13 protein-coding genes are annotated in these 15,154 nt (G+C 60.3%); 6 read left to right on the top strand and 7 right to left on the bottom strand.

From position 1 onward, the window contains the following. Positions 1 to 40: 40 nt before the first annotated feature. On the top strand, positions 41 to 781 hold the full coding sequence (locus tag G7090_RS07130; protein WP_166181941.1) for a nitroreductase family protein: 741 nt from the start codon (positions 41 to 43) through the stop codon (positions 779 to 781). A 99-nt stretch (positions 782 to 880) separates the two neighbouring features. Here G7090_RS07130 and G7090_RS07125 read toward each other — a convergent pair whose 3' ends face one another. The 6 genes from G7090_RS07125 to iaaA all read right to left on the bottom strand — a co-directional run bounded on the left by G7090_RS07125 (position 881) and on the right by iaaA (position 7,692). Then, positions 881 to 1,270 (bottom strand): hypothetical protein, encoded by a 390-nt coding sequence (locus tag G7090_RS07125; protein ID WP_166181940.1) that lies wholly within the window; start codon positions 1,268 to 1,270, stop codon positions 881 to 883. Between the two features lie 146 nt (positions 1,271 to 1,416). After that, positions 1,417 to 2,328: a glutathione ABC transporter permease GsiD gene (gene gsiD / locus G7090_RS07120; RefSeq protein ID WP_106992480.1), complete on the bottom strand. Its 912-nt coding sequence runs from the start codon at positions 2,326 to 2,328 to the stop codon at positions 1,417 to 1,419. A 1-nt stretch (position 2,329) separates the two neighbouring features. Continuing rightward, positions 2,330 to 3,250, bottom strand: coding sequence for a glutathione ABC transporter permease GsiC (gene gsiC, locus G7090_RS07115; RefSeq protein ID WP_166181939.1), 921 nt, complete (start codon positions 3,248 to 3,250; stop codon positions 2,330 to 2,332). Positions 3,251 to 3,297: 47 nt separating this feature from the next. Beyond that, on the bottom strand, positions 3,298 to 4,836 hold the full coding sequence (gene gsiB / locus G7090_RS07110; protein WP_166181938.1) for a glutathione ABC transporter substrate-binding protein GsiB: 1,539 nt from the start codon (positions 4,834 to 4,836) through the stop codon (positions 3,298 to 3,300). A 35-nt stretch (positions 4,837 to 4,871) separates the two neighbouring features. Continuing rightward, positions 4,872 to 6,743 (bottom strand): glutathione ABC transporter ATP-binding protein GsiA, encoded by a 1,872-nt coding sequence (gene gsiA / locus G7090_RS07105; RefSeq protein WP_166181937.1) that lies wholly within the window; start codon positions 6,741 to 6,743, stop codon positions 4,872 to 4,874. Between the two features lie 10 nt (positions 6,744 to 6,753). After that, complete coding sequence (iaaA, locus tag G7090_RS07100) at positions 6,754 to 7,692, bottom strand: beta-aspartyl-peptidase (RefSeq protein WP_166181936.1); 939 nt, start codon at positions 7,690 to 7,692, stop codon at positions 6,754 to 6,756. Between the two features lie 189 nt (positions 7,693 to 7,881). Here iaaA and moeA point away from each other — a divergent pair, with 189 nt between their 5' ends. After that, entirely contained in the window at positions 7,882 to 9,114 is a 1,233-nt protein-coding gene (moeA, locus tag G7090_RS07095) for a molybdopterin molybdotransferase MoeA (protein WP_166181935.1), read from the top strand. Continuing rightward, positions 9,111 to 9,863: a molybdopterin-synthase adenylyltransferase MoeB gene (moeB, locus tag G7090_RS07090; protein WP_166185137.1), complete on the top strand. Its 753-nt coding sequence runs from the start codon at positions 9,111 to 9,113 to the stop codon at positions 9,861 to 9,863. Before moeA ends, moeB begins: the two co-directional genes overlap by 4 nt. A 96-nt stretch (positions 9,864 to 9,959) precedes the next feature. Here the strand turns inward: moeB and fsa are convergent, their stop codons facing one another. Then, positions 9,960 to 10,622, bottom strand: a complete 663-nt coding sequence (gene fsa / locus G7090_RS07085; protein WP_166181934.1) for a fructose-6-phosphate aldolase — start codon at positions 10,620 to 10,622, stop codon at positions 9,960 to 9,962. A gap of 126 nt (positions 10,623 to 10,748) precedes the next feature. Between fsa and G7090_RS07080 the strand changes: the two genes are divergently transcribed. The 3 genes from G7090_RS07080 (at position 10,749) to G7090_RS07070 (ending at position 15,062) form a co-directional block, all read left to right on the top strand. Next, positions 10,749 to 11,648: a glycyl-radical enzyme activating protein gene (locus tag G7090_RS07080; RefSeq protein WP_166181933.1), complete on the top strand. Its 900-nt coding sequence runs from the start codon at positions 10,749 to 10,751 to the stop codon at positions 11,646 to 11,648. A 4-nt stretch (positions 11,649 to 11,652) separates the two neighbouring features. Further along, positions 11,653 to 14,085, top strand: a complete 2,433-nt coding sequence (locus tag G7090_RS07075; RefSeq protein ID WP_166181932.1) for a formate C-acetyltransferase/glycerol dehydratase family glycyl radical enzyme — start codon at positions 11,653 to 11,655, stop codon at positions 14,083 to 14,085. 161 nt (positions 14,086 to 14,246) lie between these two features. Beyond that, positions 14,247 to 15,062 (top strand): Cof-type HAD-IIB family hydrolase, encoded by an 816-nt coding sequence (locus tag G7090_RS07070; RefSeq protein WP_106992470.1) that lies wholly within the window; start codon positions 14,247 to 14,249, stop codon positions 15,060 to 15,062. The last annotated feature ends 92 nt before the right edge of the window (positions 15,063 to 15,154 follow it).

The following is a 15,154-nucleotide window of genomic DNA, read 5'->3' as shown; positions in this document are numbered from 1 at the left end:
GCCGGGCTGCCAGAATTTTTCGATTCACACCGGAGATGCTATGAACACGATTATTGACCTGTTTAACGACCATAAAAGCGAGCGCAGTTTTACCGATCACGCCATTGATGACGCCACGCTCGAGCGCATTATCAGCACCGCGTACCGCGCCCCTACCTCCGTCCATTCTCAGCAGGTGTCGGTCATCGTCACCCGCGATGCCGAAAAGCGGGCGCAGATCGCACAGATCGCTGGCGGCCAGCCGTGGATTGCCAAAGCCCCGGTGTTTATCACCTTTGTGCTGGATATGTACAAAACCGAGGTTGGCATGAAGCTGGCGGGCAAGGAGCAGGTGGCGCATCAGAGCATTGAGAGCCTGGTGGCCGGCGCGACCGACGTGGGCATTGCCCTGGGTTCAGTGATGGCAGCGGCCCGCTCGGAAGGACTAGGGATCGTGCCGATTGGCGGGATCCGTCTGCGTCCACAGGAGCTGATAGCGCTGCTCGACCTGCCGGAACACACCTTCCCGGTGGCGGGCGTGGTGATTGGTCACGTCGATGTCCCGTCGCATCACAAACCGCGTCTGCCGCTGGAGACCTTCCGCCATGACGAAGCCTACGTCACCGACGGGCTGGAGGCGAAAATCACCCGCTACAATCAGCAGATGACCGAACACTGGCAGGCCATTGATCGTACTGACGGGGATACCTGGAGTGAAAGCGTGAGCGGGTATTACCAGCACATTTACTTCCCGGACGTGCTCCCGGCGCTGCTTAAGCAGGGCTTTGGCGTCGATAAGTAACGTGGAAAATGCCCGGCGGCGCTGCGCTTGCGCGGGCCTACGGGTTATGTGCCCTTTGTAGGCCGGGTAAGCGCAGCGCCACCCGGCAACATGCCTGAATCAGGTCGGCATCGAGAAGGTAGTGACCTTATTGGTCTGCGGATCGATAGAGATAATGCAGATAGCGAAGTTGCCGCCAAAACGGTCTTTACGATCGGAAATGCGCAGGTTGTAGGTCTCGGAGAACGAGGTGTAGCCCGAGGAGTTGGTCTCGTTCAGCTTGAAGCCAACAATCTGTTCGAAATAGTCGCGGGATTTACCCACGCTGGTTTTGCACTGTTCATTGGTGATAGTGCCAGACTGTTTTGCTGCCGCCGTGGTTTGCGTGCCGGTGGAAGATTTCGGGGTCAGGGCCGTATTCACCGCTTTCATCCCGTCACTCATGTTTTTCTGGAAATCGGCGCAAGAGGTAGAAAGTAAAACCATGCCGCATAAAAGGAGCTTTTTCATTGTAATCCTTACAATATTTAACGTTATTGAATCGTTAATCATTATAATTTTTACAAATAGTTAACTCCAGCAAACCTTTTACACGGCATTTTCTAAATCATTGAATAACAATATCTTTCGCAATAACTTCTACCATAATTGGTAGATCATCCCTTAATCCGCGGATCCAGCGCGTCGCGTAACCCATCCCCCAGCAAATTAAACGCCAGCACGGTGAGGAAAATTGCCATGCTCGGGAACAGCGCCACGTGTGGGGCAATCACCATATCCGCTCGCGCCTCGTTGAGCATCGCCCCCCACTCCGGGGTCGGCGGCTGGGCGCCTAACCCGAGAAAAGACAGACTTGCCGCCGAGATAATCGACACCCCGATACGCATGGTGAAATAGACCACGATGGAGGAGACAGTGCCCGGCAGAATATGGTTAAACAGGATGGTGGTATCGCTGGCACCAATGCTGCGCGCCGACTCGATAAAGGTCTGCTGTTTCAGGACCAGGGTATTGCCGCGCACCAGGCGGGCAAAGGCCGGAATCGAGAAGATCGCCACGGCGATAATCACGTTCGCCATGCCGTTACCCATCACCGCCACCACCGCAATGGCCAGCAGAATACCCGGGAAGGCAAAGAGCACGTCGCAGATGCGCATGATAATGCGGTCCCACCAGCCCTCGTAATAACCTGCCAGCAGGCCCAGCACCGTGCCGATGGCCGCGCCAATCAGCACTGCAAAAACCCCCGCCGCGAGGGAGATCTGCGCCCCCATCAGTACCCGGCTGAAGATATCCCGCCCGAGCGAGTCCACGCCGAACCAGTGCATCATCGACGGCCCTTCGTTCAGACGGTCGTAATCGAAGTAGTTCTCCGCATCGAAGGGGACGATCCACGGCGCCAGCACCGCCACCAGGATCAGCAGCAGGACAAACAGTCCAGCGGTCATCGCCACCGGCTGCTTGCGAAAGCGCCGCCAGAATTCATGCCACGGGGTGCGGATCTGATCCGGTTTGAGCCCCGGCATCGCCTTTAACATGGCCTGCCGGCGCCAGTTTAACAGTCGCATCTTACTTGTACCTGATAGCCGGATTAATGGCGGCATAGAGCACATCCACCACTAAGTTGATAAGAATAAACTCCAGCGAAAAGAGCAGCACTTCCGCCTGGATCACCGGGTAGTCGCGCATGTCGACGGAATCGACCAGCAAGCGCCCGAGTCCCGGCCAGTTGAAGACCTTTTCCACCACGATCGAGCCGCCGAGCAGGAAGCCGAACTGCAGCCCCATCATGGTCACCACCGGGATCATCGCATTGCGCAGGCCGTGCTTGAGGATCACCCACTTCTCGCTGACCCCCTTCGCCCGGGCGGTGCGCATGTAGTCTTCGTTCAGCACGTCGACAAACGAGGCGCGGGTGAAGCGCGCCATCACCGCCGCTACCGCCGCGCCAAGGGTCAGCGACGGCAGGATGTAGTGCCGCCAGCTGTCCGCCCCCACGGTGGGGAGCCAGCCCAGCTCGACGGAGAAGACCTGCATCAGCAGCATCCCCAGCGCAAAGGCCGGGAAGGAGATCCCGGTTACCGCCAGCGCCATCCCCAGCCGGTCCGGCCAGCGGTTACGCCAGACGGCTGCCACAATCCCGGCCATCAGGCCAAACAGCACCGCCCAGGCCATGCTGGCCAGGGTCAGCCAGAAGGTGGGCATAAAGCGGCTGGCAATCTCCTCGGAGACCGGTCGGCGCGACACCATCGAGGTACCAAAATCGCCCTGCACGACGTTGGTGATGTAGTGCCAGAACTGCCGGTAGAGCGGCTGATCCAGCCCCAGCTGCTTGCGCACCAGTTCGATAACCGTGGCATCCGCTTCCGGGCCGGCGATCAGCCGCGCCGGATCCCCCGGCAGCAGATGGACGAATAAAAAGACCAGCACCGCCACGATCAGCAGCGTTGGGATCAGGCCCAGCAGGCGTTTAATCACATAATTCAGCATGCACATTCCTCTCATCCCACAGGCGCGCGCCTGCGGGAATGAGTGCTCTATTTCAGATCCGCGTCGTCAAAGCTAAAGCCGGTGTCCGGCATGATGTAAAACCCGGTCAGCGCCTTGTTGTGCGCCGAGACCAGCTTCTCAACCACCAGCGGCACCCACGGGGACTCCTTCCAGATGGTGTCCTGCGCGTCCTTGTACAGTTTCGCTTTCTCTTCCGGCTGGGTGGTTTTCAGGGCATCGGCCAGATCTTTATCCACCTGCGGATTGCTGTAGAACGCGGTGTTGAACAGGGTTGGCGGCTGGTTATTAGAGGCAAACAGCGGCGACAGCGCCCAGTCGGCTTCGCCGGTCGAGGCCGACCAGCCGGTGTAGAACATCCTCACCCCGCTCTCTTTTTGGCCCTTGCCTTCCACTTCGGCAGCACGCTGCCCGGCATCCATCGCCGTTACCTGCACCTTAATGCCCACCTGCGCCAGCTGCTGCTGGGTGAACTGCAGCACCTTCTGAGCGGTACTGTGATTGTGCGATGACCACAGCGTGGTGCTGAAACCGTTCGGGAAGCCGGCCTCTTTCAGCAGCGCGCGTGCCTTGGTCGGATTGTATTCCCACGGATGATACTGCTGGGAGTAAGCAATGGACGGCGGAACCACGCCCGTGGCCGGAGTGGCGTAACCGGCAAAGGCCACCTTCACCAGCGCCTCGCGGTTGATGGCGTAGTTAATCGCCTCGCGCACTTTCGGGTTATCGAACGGCTTTTGCGTCACGTTCATGCTGATGTAGCGCTGCATGATTGACGGGCTGGCCACCAGCTCCAGCTTGTTGTTTTTACTCAGCAGCGCTGCCTGCTCATACGGGATCGGGAAGGCAAACTGCGCTTCGCCGGTCTGGAGCATCGCCGCGCGGGTGTTGTTGTCCACTACCGGACGCCAGGTGATGGTATCCAGCTTCGGCAGCCCCTGCTGCCAGTACCCGGCGAACTTCTTCACCTTCACAAAATCGGTCTGATTCCAGGTCACCAGCTCATACGGGCCGGTACCAACTGGATGGAAGCCGATCTCTTTGCCGTATTTTTTCAGCGCTGCCGGGGAGATCATCGCCGTGGCCGGGTGGGCCAGAATGTTGATAAAGGCTGAGAACGGCTCTTTAAGGGTGATTTTTACCGTGGTGGGATCGACCGCCTCGGTGCTGGCGATATTTTTATACAGGTTATAACGCTTGAGGCTGTTTTCCGGGTTGCTGGCGCGGTCGAGGTTGGCCTTCACCGCGTCGGCGTTGAAGTCGGTACCGTCCTGGAACTTGACGCCGCTGCGCAGCTTGATGGTGTAGACCAGCCCGTCATCCGAGACGGTATAGCTATCTGCCAGCACGTTTTTCAGGTTCATCTCTTTATCAAGGCCAAACAGCCCCTGATAAAACGACTTCGCCACCGCCTGGGACAGGGTGTCGTTGGCGTCATAAGGATCGAGGGTCGTGAAGTTGGAGGCCACTGCCACCACCACATCTTTTGCTGCGAATGCCGGCGTGGCGGCCAGGGCTGCCGTTACGCTCGCGGCTAACAGCCATTTGCGAGCAACAAATTTTGTCATTGTTGTGTTCTCCTGTTGTGCTGTGCTGTTGTTCGTTATAGATGTTTAAAAGCATTATCCTGACGCGGCGGCGCGACGAAGTGGCCGGGGGCAATTTCGCGCAATACCACCCGCTCGGTGGATTCTCCCCGCTTGCGAATGTTGCCCGGCAGCTCATCCTGCACCAGCACCCGGCGGACCTGGCGATGGGCCGGATCGGCCACCGGCACCGCCGCCATTAACTTGCGGGTGTAAGGGTGCTGCGGATTTTCAAACACTGCCCGCCGCGGGCCAATCTCAACGATCTGCCCGAGATACATCACCGCTACACGGTGGCTGATGCGCTCCACCACCGCCATATCGTGGGAAATAAACAGAAACGCGATGCCCATCTCCCGCTGCAGGTCGAGCAGCAGATTGATGATCTGCGCCCGGATGGAGACATCCAGCGCCGAGACCGACTCGTCGGCGATCACCACCTTCGGGTTGAGGGCCAGCGCGCGGGCAATGCAGATCCGCTGCCGCTGACCGCCGGAAAATTCATGGGGATAGCGCCAGGCGTGCTCCGGCTTGAGGCCGACGCGCTCCAGCAGCCACGCCACCCGCCGCTGGGCGGCATCACCGTCCAGCAGGTTATGCACCCGCAGCGGCTCCATAATCGAATAGCCCACCGTCTGGCGGGGATCGAGGGAGGCGTAGGGGTCCTGGAAAATAAACTGAATATCCCGCCGCAGGGGTTGCAGCTTTCCGGCAGGCAGAGTGTCGATGCGCTCACCGTTAAAGGTGATGGTGCCCTCCTGGGTCTCCACCAGCCGCAGCAGCGCCCGTCCGGTGGTGGACTTGCCGCTGCCGGACTCGCCCACCAGCGACAGCGTTTCGCCGGGCCAGAGATCAAAGCTGACGTTTTCTACCGCGTGCACTTCGCGCTTAACCCGGTTCAACAGGCCGCCGCGCAGCGGAAAACGGGTCACCAGGTCGCGCACCTGTAATATGGGCTCGCCGGGCACTACGGTATCCTGCTCGGTTTCGGCCTCCTGATGGCCAGGATTAGCCAGCGAGATCAGCGGAAAACGGCGCGGCAGGTCGCTACCGTTCATCGCCCCGAGCCGCGGCACCGCGGCCAGCAGCGCCCGGGTATAAGGGTGTTCAGGGGCATGGAAAATCTGTTCTACGGTGCCGGTTTCAACCGCCTCGCCCTGGTACATCACCAGCACCCGGTCGGCGATATCCGCCACCACGCCCATGTCGTGGGTGATAAAGATCACCCCCATCTCCATCTCCTCCTGCAATACCTTGATTAGCTGCAGGATCTGCGCCTGAATGGTGACGTCCAGCGCGGTGGTCGGTTCATCGGCAATCAGCACCGCCGGACGGCAGGAGAGCGCCATGGCGATCATCACCCGCTGGCGCATCCCGCCGGAGAGCTGATGCGGATAACGTCCCAGAATGGCGTCCGCCTCCGGGATCCGCACCTGCTCCAGCATGCGTCTGGCTTCGGCCAGCGCCTTGTCGCCGCTCAGCCCCTGGTGGAGACGGATCGACTCGGCGATCTGCTCCCCCACCGGGAAGACCGGATTGAGGGAGGTCATCGGCTCCTGAAAAATCATGGCGATATCGGCCCCGCGCACGCTGCGCATCTGCGACGGGTTGAGGTCGGTGAGATCGCTCACCTGACCGTTGCGGCGGCGCAGCAGCAGGCTGTCGCACGCCACCAGCCCGCCGGACTGTTCAATCAATCGCATTAACGAGAGGGCGGTGACCGACTTACCGGACCCGGATTCCCCGACAATCGCCAGCGTTTCGCCGCGTTGCAGCGAAAAAGAGAGCTTTTTGACCGCCGGGATCGGCTCCCGCTCGTCGGGAAAAGCGACGTTGAGGTTATGCACCGCCAGCACCTGATGGCGGTCGAGTTCATCGCTATGCGGCATCCCTTCCCCCTTATTCACGGTAGATGCCGGTGCTCGGCGTATCGCCGGCATAGCCCCAGGCGCGGTACATGCCTTCGCTGTTAAAGGGTAAGGCCACGTTACCCTCGCGATCGACAGCAATCAGCCCGCCGCTGCCTTCCAGCGCCGGAAGTTTTTCCATCACCACCCGCTCGCAGGCTTCGGCGAGGCTTAAGCCGCCGTAGTCCATCAGCGCGGCGATGTCATAGGCCGCGAGGGTGCGAATAAACACTTCGCCGGTGCCGGTACAGGAGACCGCCACGCTGGCGTTATTGGCGTAGCAGCCCGCACCGGGCAACGGGCTATCGCCCACCCGACCGGGCAGTTTGTTGGTCATCCCGCCGGTAGAAGTCGCGGCGGCCAGGTTACCGGCCTTGTCCAGCGCCACCGCGCCAACGGTGCCCGTTTTCGTCGATTCATCCAGCGGGGCGGCGTGATCGAGCCGGGTCTCTCCTGCGCTGCGCGCCGCCAGCAGCTGCTGATAGCGTTCCGGGGTGGAGAAAATATCGGGCGACACCGCCTCCATGCCGTGTTCGAAGGCAAATTTTTCTGCCCCCTCGCCCACCAGCAGGACGTGCGGGCTCTGCTCCATCACCAGACGGGCGGCCAGCACCGGGTTGCGCAGATGGCTGACCCCGGCCACGGCGCCCGCTTTCAGGGTAATGCCGTCCATCACGCAGGCATCCAGCTCGTGGGTTTCATCGCGGGTAAACACCGCGCCAATTCCGGCGTTAAACAGCGGGCACTCCTCCAGCAGGCGTACCGCTTCGGTGACTACATCCAGCGCGCTCTCCCCCGCCTCCAGCATCCGCTGGCCGGTTTCGACTATCGACGAGAGCGCCTCAATGTAGCGCCTTTCCTGTTCCTGACTGAGCTGCGCGCGGGTAATTGCCCCTGCGCCGCCGTGGATCGCGATGACTGCATTCCCCATCTACTTCACCTTTGCGCGCTGAATTGCCGCTTTTTCTATAAATATCATTATCGTTGCCGGAACTTCAGATGATTTTTGAATATAGAAAGACGCAACTGTGATGTAAAGGGTAAGCCCATGGTGTCATACAGTTAAGGGCACTTTTCTGCCATAATAGCCGCCTTCGTTATTCTCTTCCTGGAGTGACCTATGGATTTTACCGCCGGACTGATGCCGCTTGAGACGGCACTCACGCAGATGCTCGATCGACTTTCACCGCTGTCAGACCAGGAGACGCTGCCGCTGCTGCGCTGTTTTGGCCTCGTGACCGCCGCCGACATCGTTTCGCCCATCAACGTACCGGGTTTTGATAACTCGGCGATGGACGGCTACGCCGTACGGCTGGCGGATCTGGCGGCGGGTGCCGCGCTGCCGGTGGCGGGCAAAGCCTTTGCCGGGCAGCCGTTCCAGGGTGAATGGCCAGCCGGAAGCTGCATCCGCATCATGACCGGTGCCCCGGTGCCAACGGGCTGCGACGCGGTGGTGATGCAGGAAGAGACCGAGCAGACCGTCGATGGCGTGCGCTTTACCGCCAGCGTGAAGCCGGGGCAGAACATCCGTCGTCTCGGGGAAGACATTACCCAGGGCGCAACCGTCTTCCCGGCGGGCACCCGCCTGACCGCGGCGGAGCTGCCGGTGCTGGCCTCGCTGGGTATTGCGGACATTGCCGTGGTGCGCCGGGTGCGCGTGGCGCTGTTCTCCACCGGCGACGAGCTTCAGCTCCCGGGCCAGCCGCTGGCCGAGGGGCAGATCTACGACACCAACCGGCTGGCAGTGCATCTGATGCTGGAGCAGCTGGGCTGCGAGGTGATCAACCTCGGGATTATCCCGGACGATCCGCACAAGCTGCGCGAGGCGTTTATCGAAGCGGATCGGGTGGCCGACGTGGTGCTCAGCTCCGGCGGCGTGTCGGTGGGCGAAGCGGATTACACCAAAACCATTCTCGATGAGCTGGGCGAGATCGGCTTCTGGAAGCTGGCCATTAAGCCGGGCAAACCCTTTGCCTTTGGCAAGCTGCCGGACAGCTGGTTCTGCGGGCTGCCGGGGAACCCGGTCTCTGCGGCGCTGACGTTCTATCAGCTGGTGCAGCCCCTGCTGGCGAAGCTCTCCGGCAACCGGGCCCACTGCCTCCCTGCCCGCCAGCGCGTGCGTGCCGCCACCCGCCTGAAAAAATCACCGGGCCGTCTCGACTTCCAGCGCGGCATTCTGGCGCGTAACGCCGACGGCGAGCTGGAGGTGAGCACCACCGGCCATCAGGGCTCGCATATTTTCAGCTCCTTCAGCCAGGGCAACTGCTTTATCGTGCTTGAGCGCGAGCGCGGCAACGTGGAAGCGGGTGAATGGGTTGAGGTTGAGCCGTTTAACGCGCTGTTTGGAGGCTGAGCATGGAACTGAGCGACCAGGAGATGCTGCGCTACAATCGCCAGATTGTGCTGCGCGGCTTTGATTTCGACGGGCAGGAAGCGCTGAAAGCCGCGAACGTGCTGGTGGTTGGCCTCGGCGGGCTGGGCTGCGCCGCGGCGCAGTATCTGGCCGCCGCCGGTGTGGGGCACATGACGCTGCTCGATTTCGACACCGTGTCGCTCTCCAACCTGCAACGCCAGACCCTGCACAGCGATGCGACCATCGGCGAGCCGAAAGTGGTGTCGGCCCATGCGGCGCTGACGCGCATCAACCCCAACGTGCAGTTTACGTTACTGAATGCCCTGCTGGATGACGCCTCGCTGCTGGCGCAGATTGCCCATCACGATTTGGTGCTCGACTGCACCGACAACGTCGCCATTCGCAATCAGCTCAACGCCGGGTGTTTCGCCCATAAAACGCCGCTGATTTCCGGGGCGGCGATCCGCATGGAAGGCCAGGTGAGCGTCTTTACCTATGCCGAGGGCGAGCCCTGCTACCGCTGCCTGAGCCGTCTGTTTGGCGAAAACACCCTGACCTGCGTCGAGGCTGGCGTGATGGCCCCGCTGGTGGGGGTGATTGGTTCGATGCAGGCGATGGAAGCCATTAAGGTGCTGACCCGTTACGGCACGCCCGCGGCGGGAAAAATCGTGATGTACGACGCGATGACCTGCCAGTTCCGCGAGATGAAATTGATGCGTAATCCGGGGTGTGAGGTGTGCGGAGGTTAACTCTTGTGCGGCCTGATGCCCTCACCCTGGCCCTCTCCCACAGGGAGAGGGAGAAAACCGTAGGCCGGGCAAGCGCAGCGCCGCCCGGCAATACCACTAGATCGACGTCCGTCCAAAGGCGTTCTGCCAGTCCTGCTCGAACTTCGCAATCGCCGCATCCACCGCCGGAGAGGTAATCAGCTGCTGGGCCACATCCAGCGGCAGGGTGATGGATTCACAGCCCGCCAGCAGGCAATCCAGCGCCTGACGCGGGGTTTTGAAGCTCGCCGCCAGCACTTTTGATTGCGGCACGTGCAGGGTCAGCAGTTGCTGGAGCTCGGCCACCGTCTGGATCCCGTCCCCGCCCTGCGCATCCACGCGGTTCACGTACGGGGCGACATACTCCGCCCCCGCCAGCGCCGCCATCATCCCCTGCGCTGCGCTATACACCGCCGTCCCCAGGGTTGGCACCCCCTGCGCTTTCAGCATCTTGATTGCCGCCAGCCCTTCCGCCGTCACCGGCACCTTCACCACCAGATCGGCAACGATACCGCGCAGTTTGAGCGCGTCTTCCACCATCCCGTCTGCGGTGGTGGCCATCACCTGGGCAAACAGACGGCCCTGACCGCCCATCGCTTCCTGCAGCTGAGGCAGTAACACCTCGAGCGGCGTTTTGCCTGCGGCAACAATGCTTGGGTTAGTGGTTACGCCTGCCAGCGGAAACACGCGGGCCAGTTTTTTAACAGCAATGACGTCGGATGTGTCGAGATACAGTTCCATGATCGGGTCCTCAAAAATGACTATGCCCTAACCCTACACGGCAAAACCTGCTTCGGAATTGATTTGCGTCAAGATAACTTTCATTCGAAAGTAATTTAATCTTCATACGCAACAAGAGGCGACATTATGATCTTCAACATTCAGCGTTACTCGACACACGACGGCCCCGGTATTCGTACCGTGGTCTTTATGAAGGGCTGCTCGCTGGGCTGCCGCTGGTGTCAGAACCCGGAGAGCCGGGAGCGGTCGCGGGACCTGCTGTTCGACGCCCGCCTGTGCCTGGAGGGGTGCAACCTCTGCCAGCAGGTGGCGCCCGCGGTCATTGACCGGACGCTGAATGGCCTGGTGATCCACCGCGAAAAACTCGACGATACCCACCTGGATGCCCTCACAAACTGCTGCCCAACCCAGGCCCTCACCGTCTGCGGCGAAGAGCAGCAGGTGGAGGAGATTATGGCCACCGTCCTGCGCGATAAGCCATTTTACGATCGCAGCGGCGGCGGGATCACTCTTTCTGGCGGCGAACCCTTTATGAACCCTGATCTGGCGCGCCAGCTGTTCCAGGCCAGCCATGAACAGGGCATTCATACCGCGGTGGAAACCTGCCTGCATGTGCCCTGGCACTATATCGAACCGTCACTCCCGTACATCGATCTGTTTCTCGCCGACCTGAAACACGTCGACGGGGCGGTATTTAAGCAGTGGACCGACGGCTCCGCCAAACGGGTGCTGGATAACCTTAAGCGCCTGGCCGCCGCCGGGAAATCGCTCACCATTCGCGTGCCGCTGATCCAGGGCTTTAACGCCGATGAGGCCTCCATTACCGCCATTACCAATTTTGCCGCCGACGAACTGAACGTCCACGACATCCATTTTCTGCCGTACCACACGCTGGGCATGAACAAATACACCCTGCTCGGCCAACCCTACTCTGCCCCAGATAAACCGCTCGATAACCCTGCTTTACTGGACTTCGCCCGGCAGTACGCCGCCCGGAAAGGGTTAACCGCGACCTTACGAGGATAATGTTATGACACAGCTGAATCTTACTACCCTGAGCGATCGCATTAAGGCGCACAAAACGGCCCTGGTCCACATTGTGAAGCCGCCGGTCTGTACCGAGCGTGCGCAGCACTACACCGAAATGTACCAGCAGCATATGGATAAGCCGATCCCGGTCCGTCGCGCGCTGGCTCTGGCGCATCACCTGGCGCAGCGCACTATCTGGATCAAACATGACGAGCTGATTATCGGCAACCAGGCGAGCGAAGTGCGCGCCGCGCCGATCTTCCCGGAATATACCGTCTCGTGGATTGAGAAAGAGATCGACGATCTCGCCGACCGTCCGGGTGCCGGCTTTGCGGTGAGTGAAGAGAACAAGCGCGTTCTGCACGAACTCTGCCCGTGGTGGCGCGGCCAGACGGTGCAGGATCGCTGCTACGGCATGTTCACCGATGAACAAAAAGGGCTGCTGGAAACCGGCATCATCAAAGCCGAAGGCAATATGACCTCCGGCGATGCGCACCTGGCGGTGAACTTCGCGCTGGTGCTGGAGAAAGGCTTCGACGGGATGCGCCACAAAGTGGACGAGCGTCGCTCCCGGATTAACCTCACCTGCCTGGAAGATCTGCACGGCGACCAGTTCCTGAAAGCGATTGATATCGTACTGGAAGCGGTGAGCCTGCATATCGAACGCTTTGCGGATCTGGCCCGTGAGATGGCCGCCAGCGAAACCCGCGAAAGCCGCCGCGATGAGCTGCTGGCGATGGCGGAAAACTGCGACGTGATTGCCCACGAGCCGCCAAAAACCTTCTGGCAGGCGCTGCAGCTGTGCTACTTCATCCAGTTGATCCTGCAGATTGAGTCCAACGGCCACTCGGTCTCCTTCGCCCGTATGGACCAGTATCTCTACCCGTACTACCGTCGCGACGTGGAGCTGAACCAGTCTCTGGATCGCGAGCACGCCATCGAGTTGCTGCACAGCTGCTGGCTGAAGCTGCTGGAGGTGAACAAGATCCGCTCCGGCTCGCACTCCAAAGCCTCTGCCGGGAGCCCGCTCTACCAGAACGTGACTATTGGCGGCCAGAAGCTGGTCAACGGTGAGCCGATGGATGCGGTGAACCCGCTCTCCTACGCCATTCTGGAATCCTGCGGTCGTCTGCGCTCCACCCAGCCGAACCTGAGCGTGCGCTACCACGCGGGCATGAGCAACGACTTCCTCGACGCCTGCGTGCAGGTGATCCGCTGCGGCTTCGGGATGCCGGCCTTTAACAACGATGAGATCGTGATCCCGGAATTCATCAAGCTCGGCATCGAAAAAGCGGATGCCTACGACTACGCCGCCATCGGCTGTATCGAAACCGCGGTCGGCGGCAAGTGGGGCTACCGCTGCACCGGGATGAGCTTTATCAACTTCGCCCGCGTGATGCTGGCAGCAATGGAAGGCGGTCGCGACGCCACCAGCGGCAAGGTGTTCCTGCCCCAGGTCAAAGCGCTCTCTGAAGGCAACTTTAACAACTTCGACGAAGTGATGGCCGCCTGGGACCGCCAGATTAAATACTACACCCGCAAATCCATCGAGATTGAGTACGTGGTGGACACCATGCTGGAAGAGAACGTCCACGACATTCTCTGCTCGGCGCTGGTGGATGACTGCATTGAACGCGCGAAGAGCATCAAGCAGGGTGGCGCGAAGTACGACTGGGTCTCCGGTCTGCAGGTGGGGATCGCCAACCTCGGCAACAGCCTGGCGGCGGTGAAGAAGCTGGTCTTCGACCAGGGGGCTATCGGTCAGCAGCAGCTGGCAGCGGCGCTGGCGGATGACTTCGAGGGGCTGACCCACGAGCAGCTGCGTCAGCGTCTGATCAACGGCGCACCGAAGTACGGTAACGACGATGACAGCGTGGATCTGCTGCTGGCGCGTGCCTATCAGACCTACATTGAAGAGCTGAAGCAGTACCATAACCCGCGCTACGGCCGCGGCCCGATTGGCGGCAACTACTACGCCGGGACCTCGTCCATCTCCGCCAACGTGCCGTTTGGCGCGGCCACCATGGCGACCCCGGACGGGCGTAAAGCGCACACCCCGCTGGCGGAAGGGGCCAGCCCGGCTTCCGGTACGGACCACCTGGGGCCAACGGCGGTAATTGGTTCTGTCGGGAAGCTGCCGACCGAAGCGATTATGGGCGGCGTGCTGTTGAACCAGAAGCTCAATCCGGCGACGCTGGATAACGACAGCGACCGCCAGAAGCTGATGGTGCTGCTGCGGACCTTCTTCGAGGTGCACAAAGGCTGGCATATCCAGTACAACATCGTCTCCCGCGAAACGCTGCTGGAAGCGAAGAAACACCCGGACCAGTATCGTGACCTGGTGGTACGTGTGGCGGGTTACTCGGCGTTCTTCACCGCCCTGTCACCGGACGCGCAGGACGATATTATCGCGCGTACGGAGCATACGCTGTAACCTCGACAATGCCCGGTGGCGCTACGCTTACCGGGCCTACAAAAGCCGGGCATGCGCAACACTGCCCGGCTTTTTTACTTTCATTCGAAATTAAATTTGTGGTTTTGGTCACATTGTTATTAGAATGTTGCTGGTCGCAGTAACATCCAGGAGCGCAATGTATGACCGTTAAAGTTATCGTCACCGATATGGACGGAACTTTTCTTGATGACGCCAAGCAGTACGATCGTGACCGCTTTCAGGCGCAGTTCCAGCAACTTCAGGCCCGGAATATTGAGTTCGTTGTCGCCAGCGGCAACCAGTATTACCAGCTCATCTCCTTCTTCCCGGAGCTGAAATCGCAGATCTCCTTTGTGGCCGAAAACGGCGCGCTGGTGTTCGATCACGGCGAGCAGATTTTCCACGGCGAGCTGACGAAGCATGAATCGCAGATTGTGATTGGCGAACTGCTGAAAGATACCTCCCTGAACTTCGTCGCCTGCGGTCTGGAAAGCGCCTACGTCAGCGACCAGGCACCGGATGCGTTCGTTGCGCTGATGTCAAAACACTATCATCGCCTGCAGCGCGTCAGCGACTATCGCGACATTGACGACGTGCTATTTAAGTTCTCACTGAACCTGCCCGACAGCGATATCCCGAACCTGATTGACGCCCTGCACGTCTCCCTTGACGGGATCATGAAGCCGGTGACCAGCGGGTTTGGTTTTGTCGATCTGATTATCCCTGGCCTGCATAAAGCCAACGGCCTCAGCCGTCTGCTGAAGCGCTGGCATATCTCCCCGCAGGAGTGCGTGGCGATTGGCGACAGCGGTAACGACGCCGAAATGCTGAAGTTTGCCCACTACTCTTTCGCCATGGGCAACGCCGGCGAGAGCATTAAAGCCATCACCCGCTATCAGGCCGATGACAATAACCACCAGGGCGCGCTGAACGTGATTCAGGCCGTCCTCGATAACACCCCGCCTTTCAGCCACTGATCCCCCCGCCGGAGCCTGCTCCGGCGAACTCCCTTCTTTTTTCTCAGCCTGTGCACTTCATCAAGTTATTTAACTTGCTTTAACTTATTTTT

Source organism: Leclercia sp. 29361 (assembly GCF_011290365.1).
Classification (GTDB): domain Bacteria; phylum Pseudomonadota; class Gammaproteobacteria; order Enterobacterales; family Enterobacteriaceae; genus Enterobacter; species Enterobacter tamurae.
Note: the sequence above shows the minus strand (reverse complement) of the source record. Positions and strands in the feature narration are given on the sequence as shown.

Bases quoted from the DNA above. Each gene is read 5' to 3' on its own strand.
- G7090_RS07130 (WP_166181941.1), top strand. From the start codon at position 41: ATGAACACGATTATTGACCTGTTTAACGACCATAAAAGCGAGCGCAGT.
- G7090_RS07125 (WP_166181940.1), bottom strand. From the start codon at position 1,270: ATGAAAAAGCTCCTTTTATGCGGCATGGTTTTACTTTCTACCTCTTGC.
- gsiD (WP_106992480.1), bottom strand. From the start codon at position 2,328: ATGCGACTGTTAAACTGGCGCCGGCAGGCCATGTTAAAGGCGATGCCG.
- gsiC (WP_166181939.1), bottom strand. From the start codon at position 3,250: ATGCTGAATTATGTGATTAAACGCCTGCTGGGCCTGATCCCAACGCTG.
- gsiB (WP_166181938.1), bottom strand. From the start codon at position 4,836: ATGACAAAATTTGTTGCTCGCAAATGGCTGTTAGCCGCGAGCGTAACG.
- gsiA (WP_166181937.1), bottom strand. From the start codon at position 6,743: ATGCCGCATAGCGATGAACTCGACCGCCATCAGGTGCTGGCGGTGCAT.
- iaaA (WP_166181936.1), bottom strand. From the start codon at position 7,692: ATGGGGAATGCAGTCATCGCGATCCACGGCGGCGCAGGGGCAATTACC.
- moeA (WP_166181935.1), top strand. From the start codon at position 7,882: ATGGATTTTACCGCCGGACTGATGCCGCTTGAGACGGCACTCACGCAG.
- fsa (WP_166181934.1), bottom strand. From the start codon at position 10,622: ATGGAACTGTATCTCGACACATCCGACGTCATTGCTGTTAAAAAACTG.
- G7090_RS07080 (WP_166181933.1), top strand. From the start codon at position 10,749: ATGATCTTCAACATTCAGCGTTACTCGACACACGACGGCCCCGGTATT.
- G7090_RS07075 (WP_166181932.1), top strand. From the start codon at position 11,653: ATGACACAGCTGAATCTTACTACCCTGAGCGATCGCATTAAGGCGCAC.
- G7090_RS07070 (WP_106992470.1), top strand. From the start codon at position 14,247: ATGACCGTTAAAGTTATCGTCACCGATATGGACGGAACTTTTCTTGAT.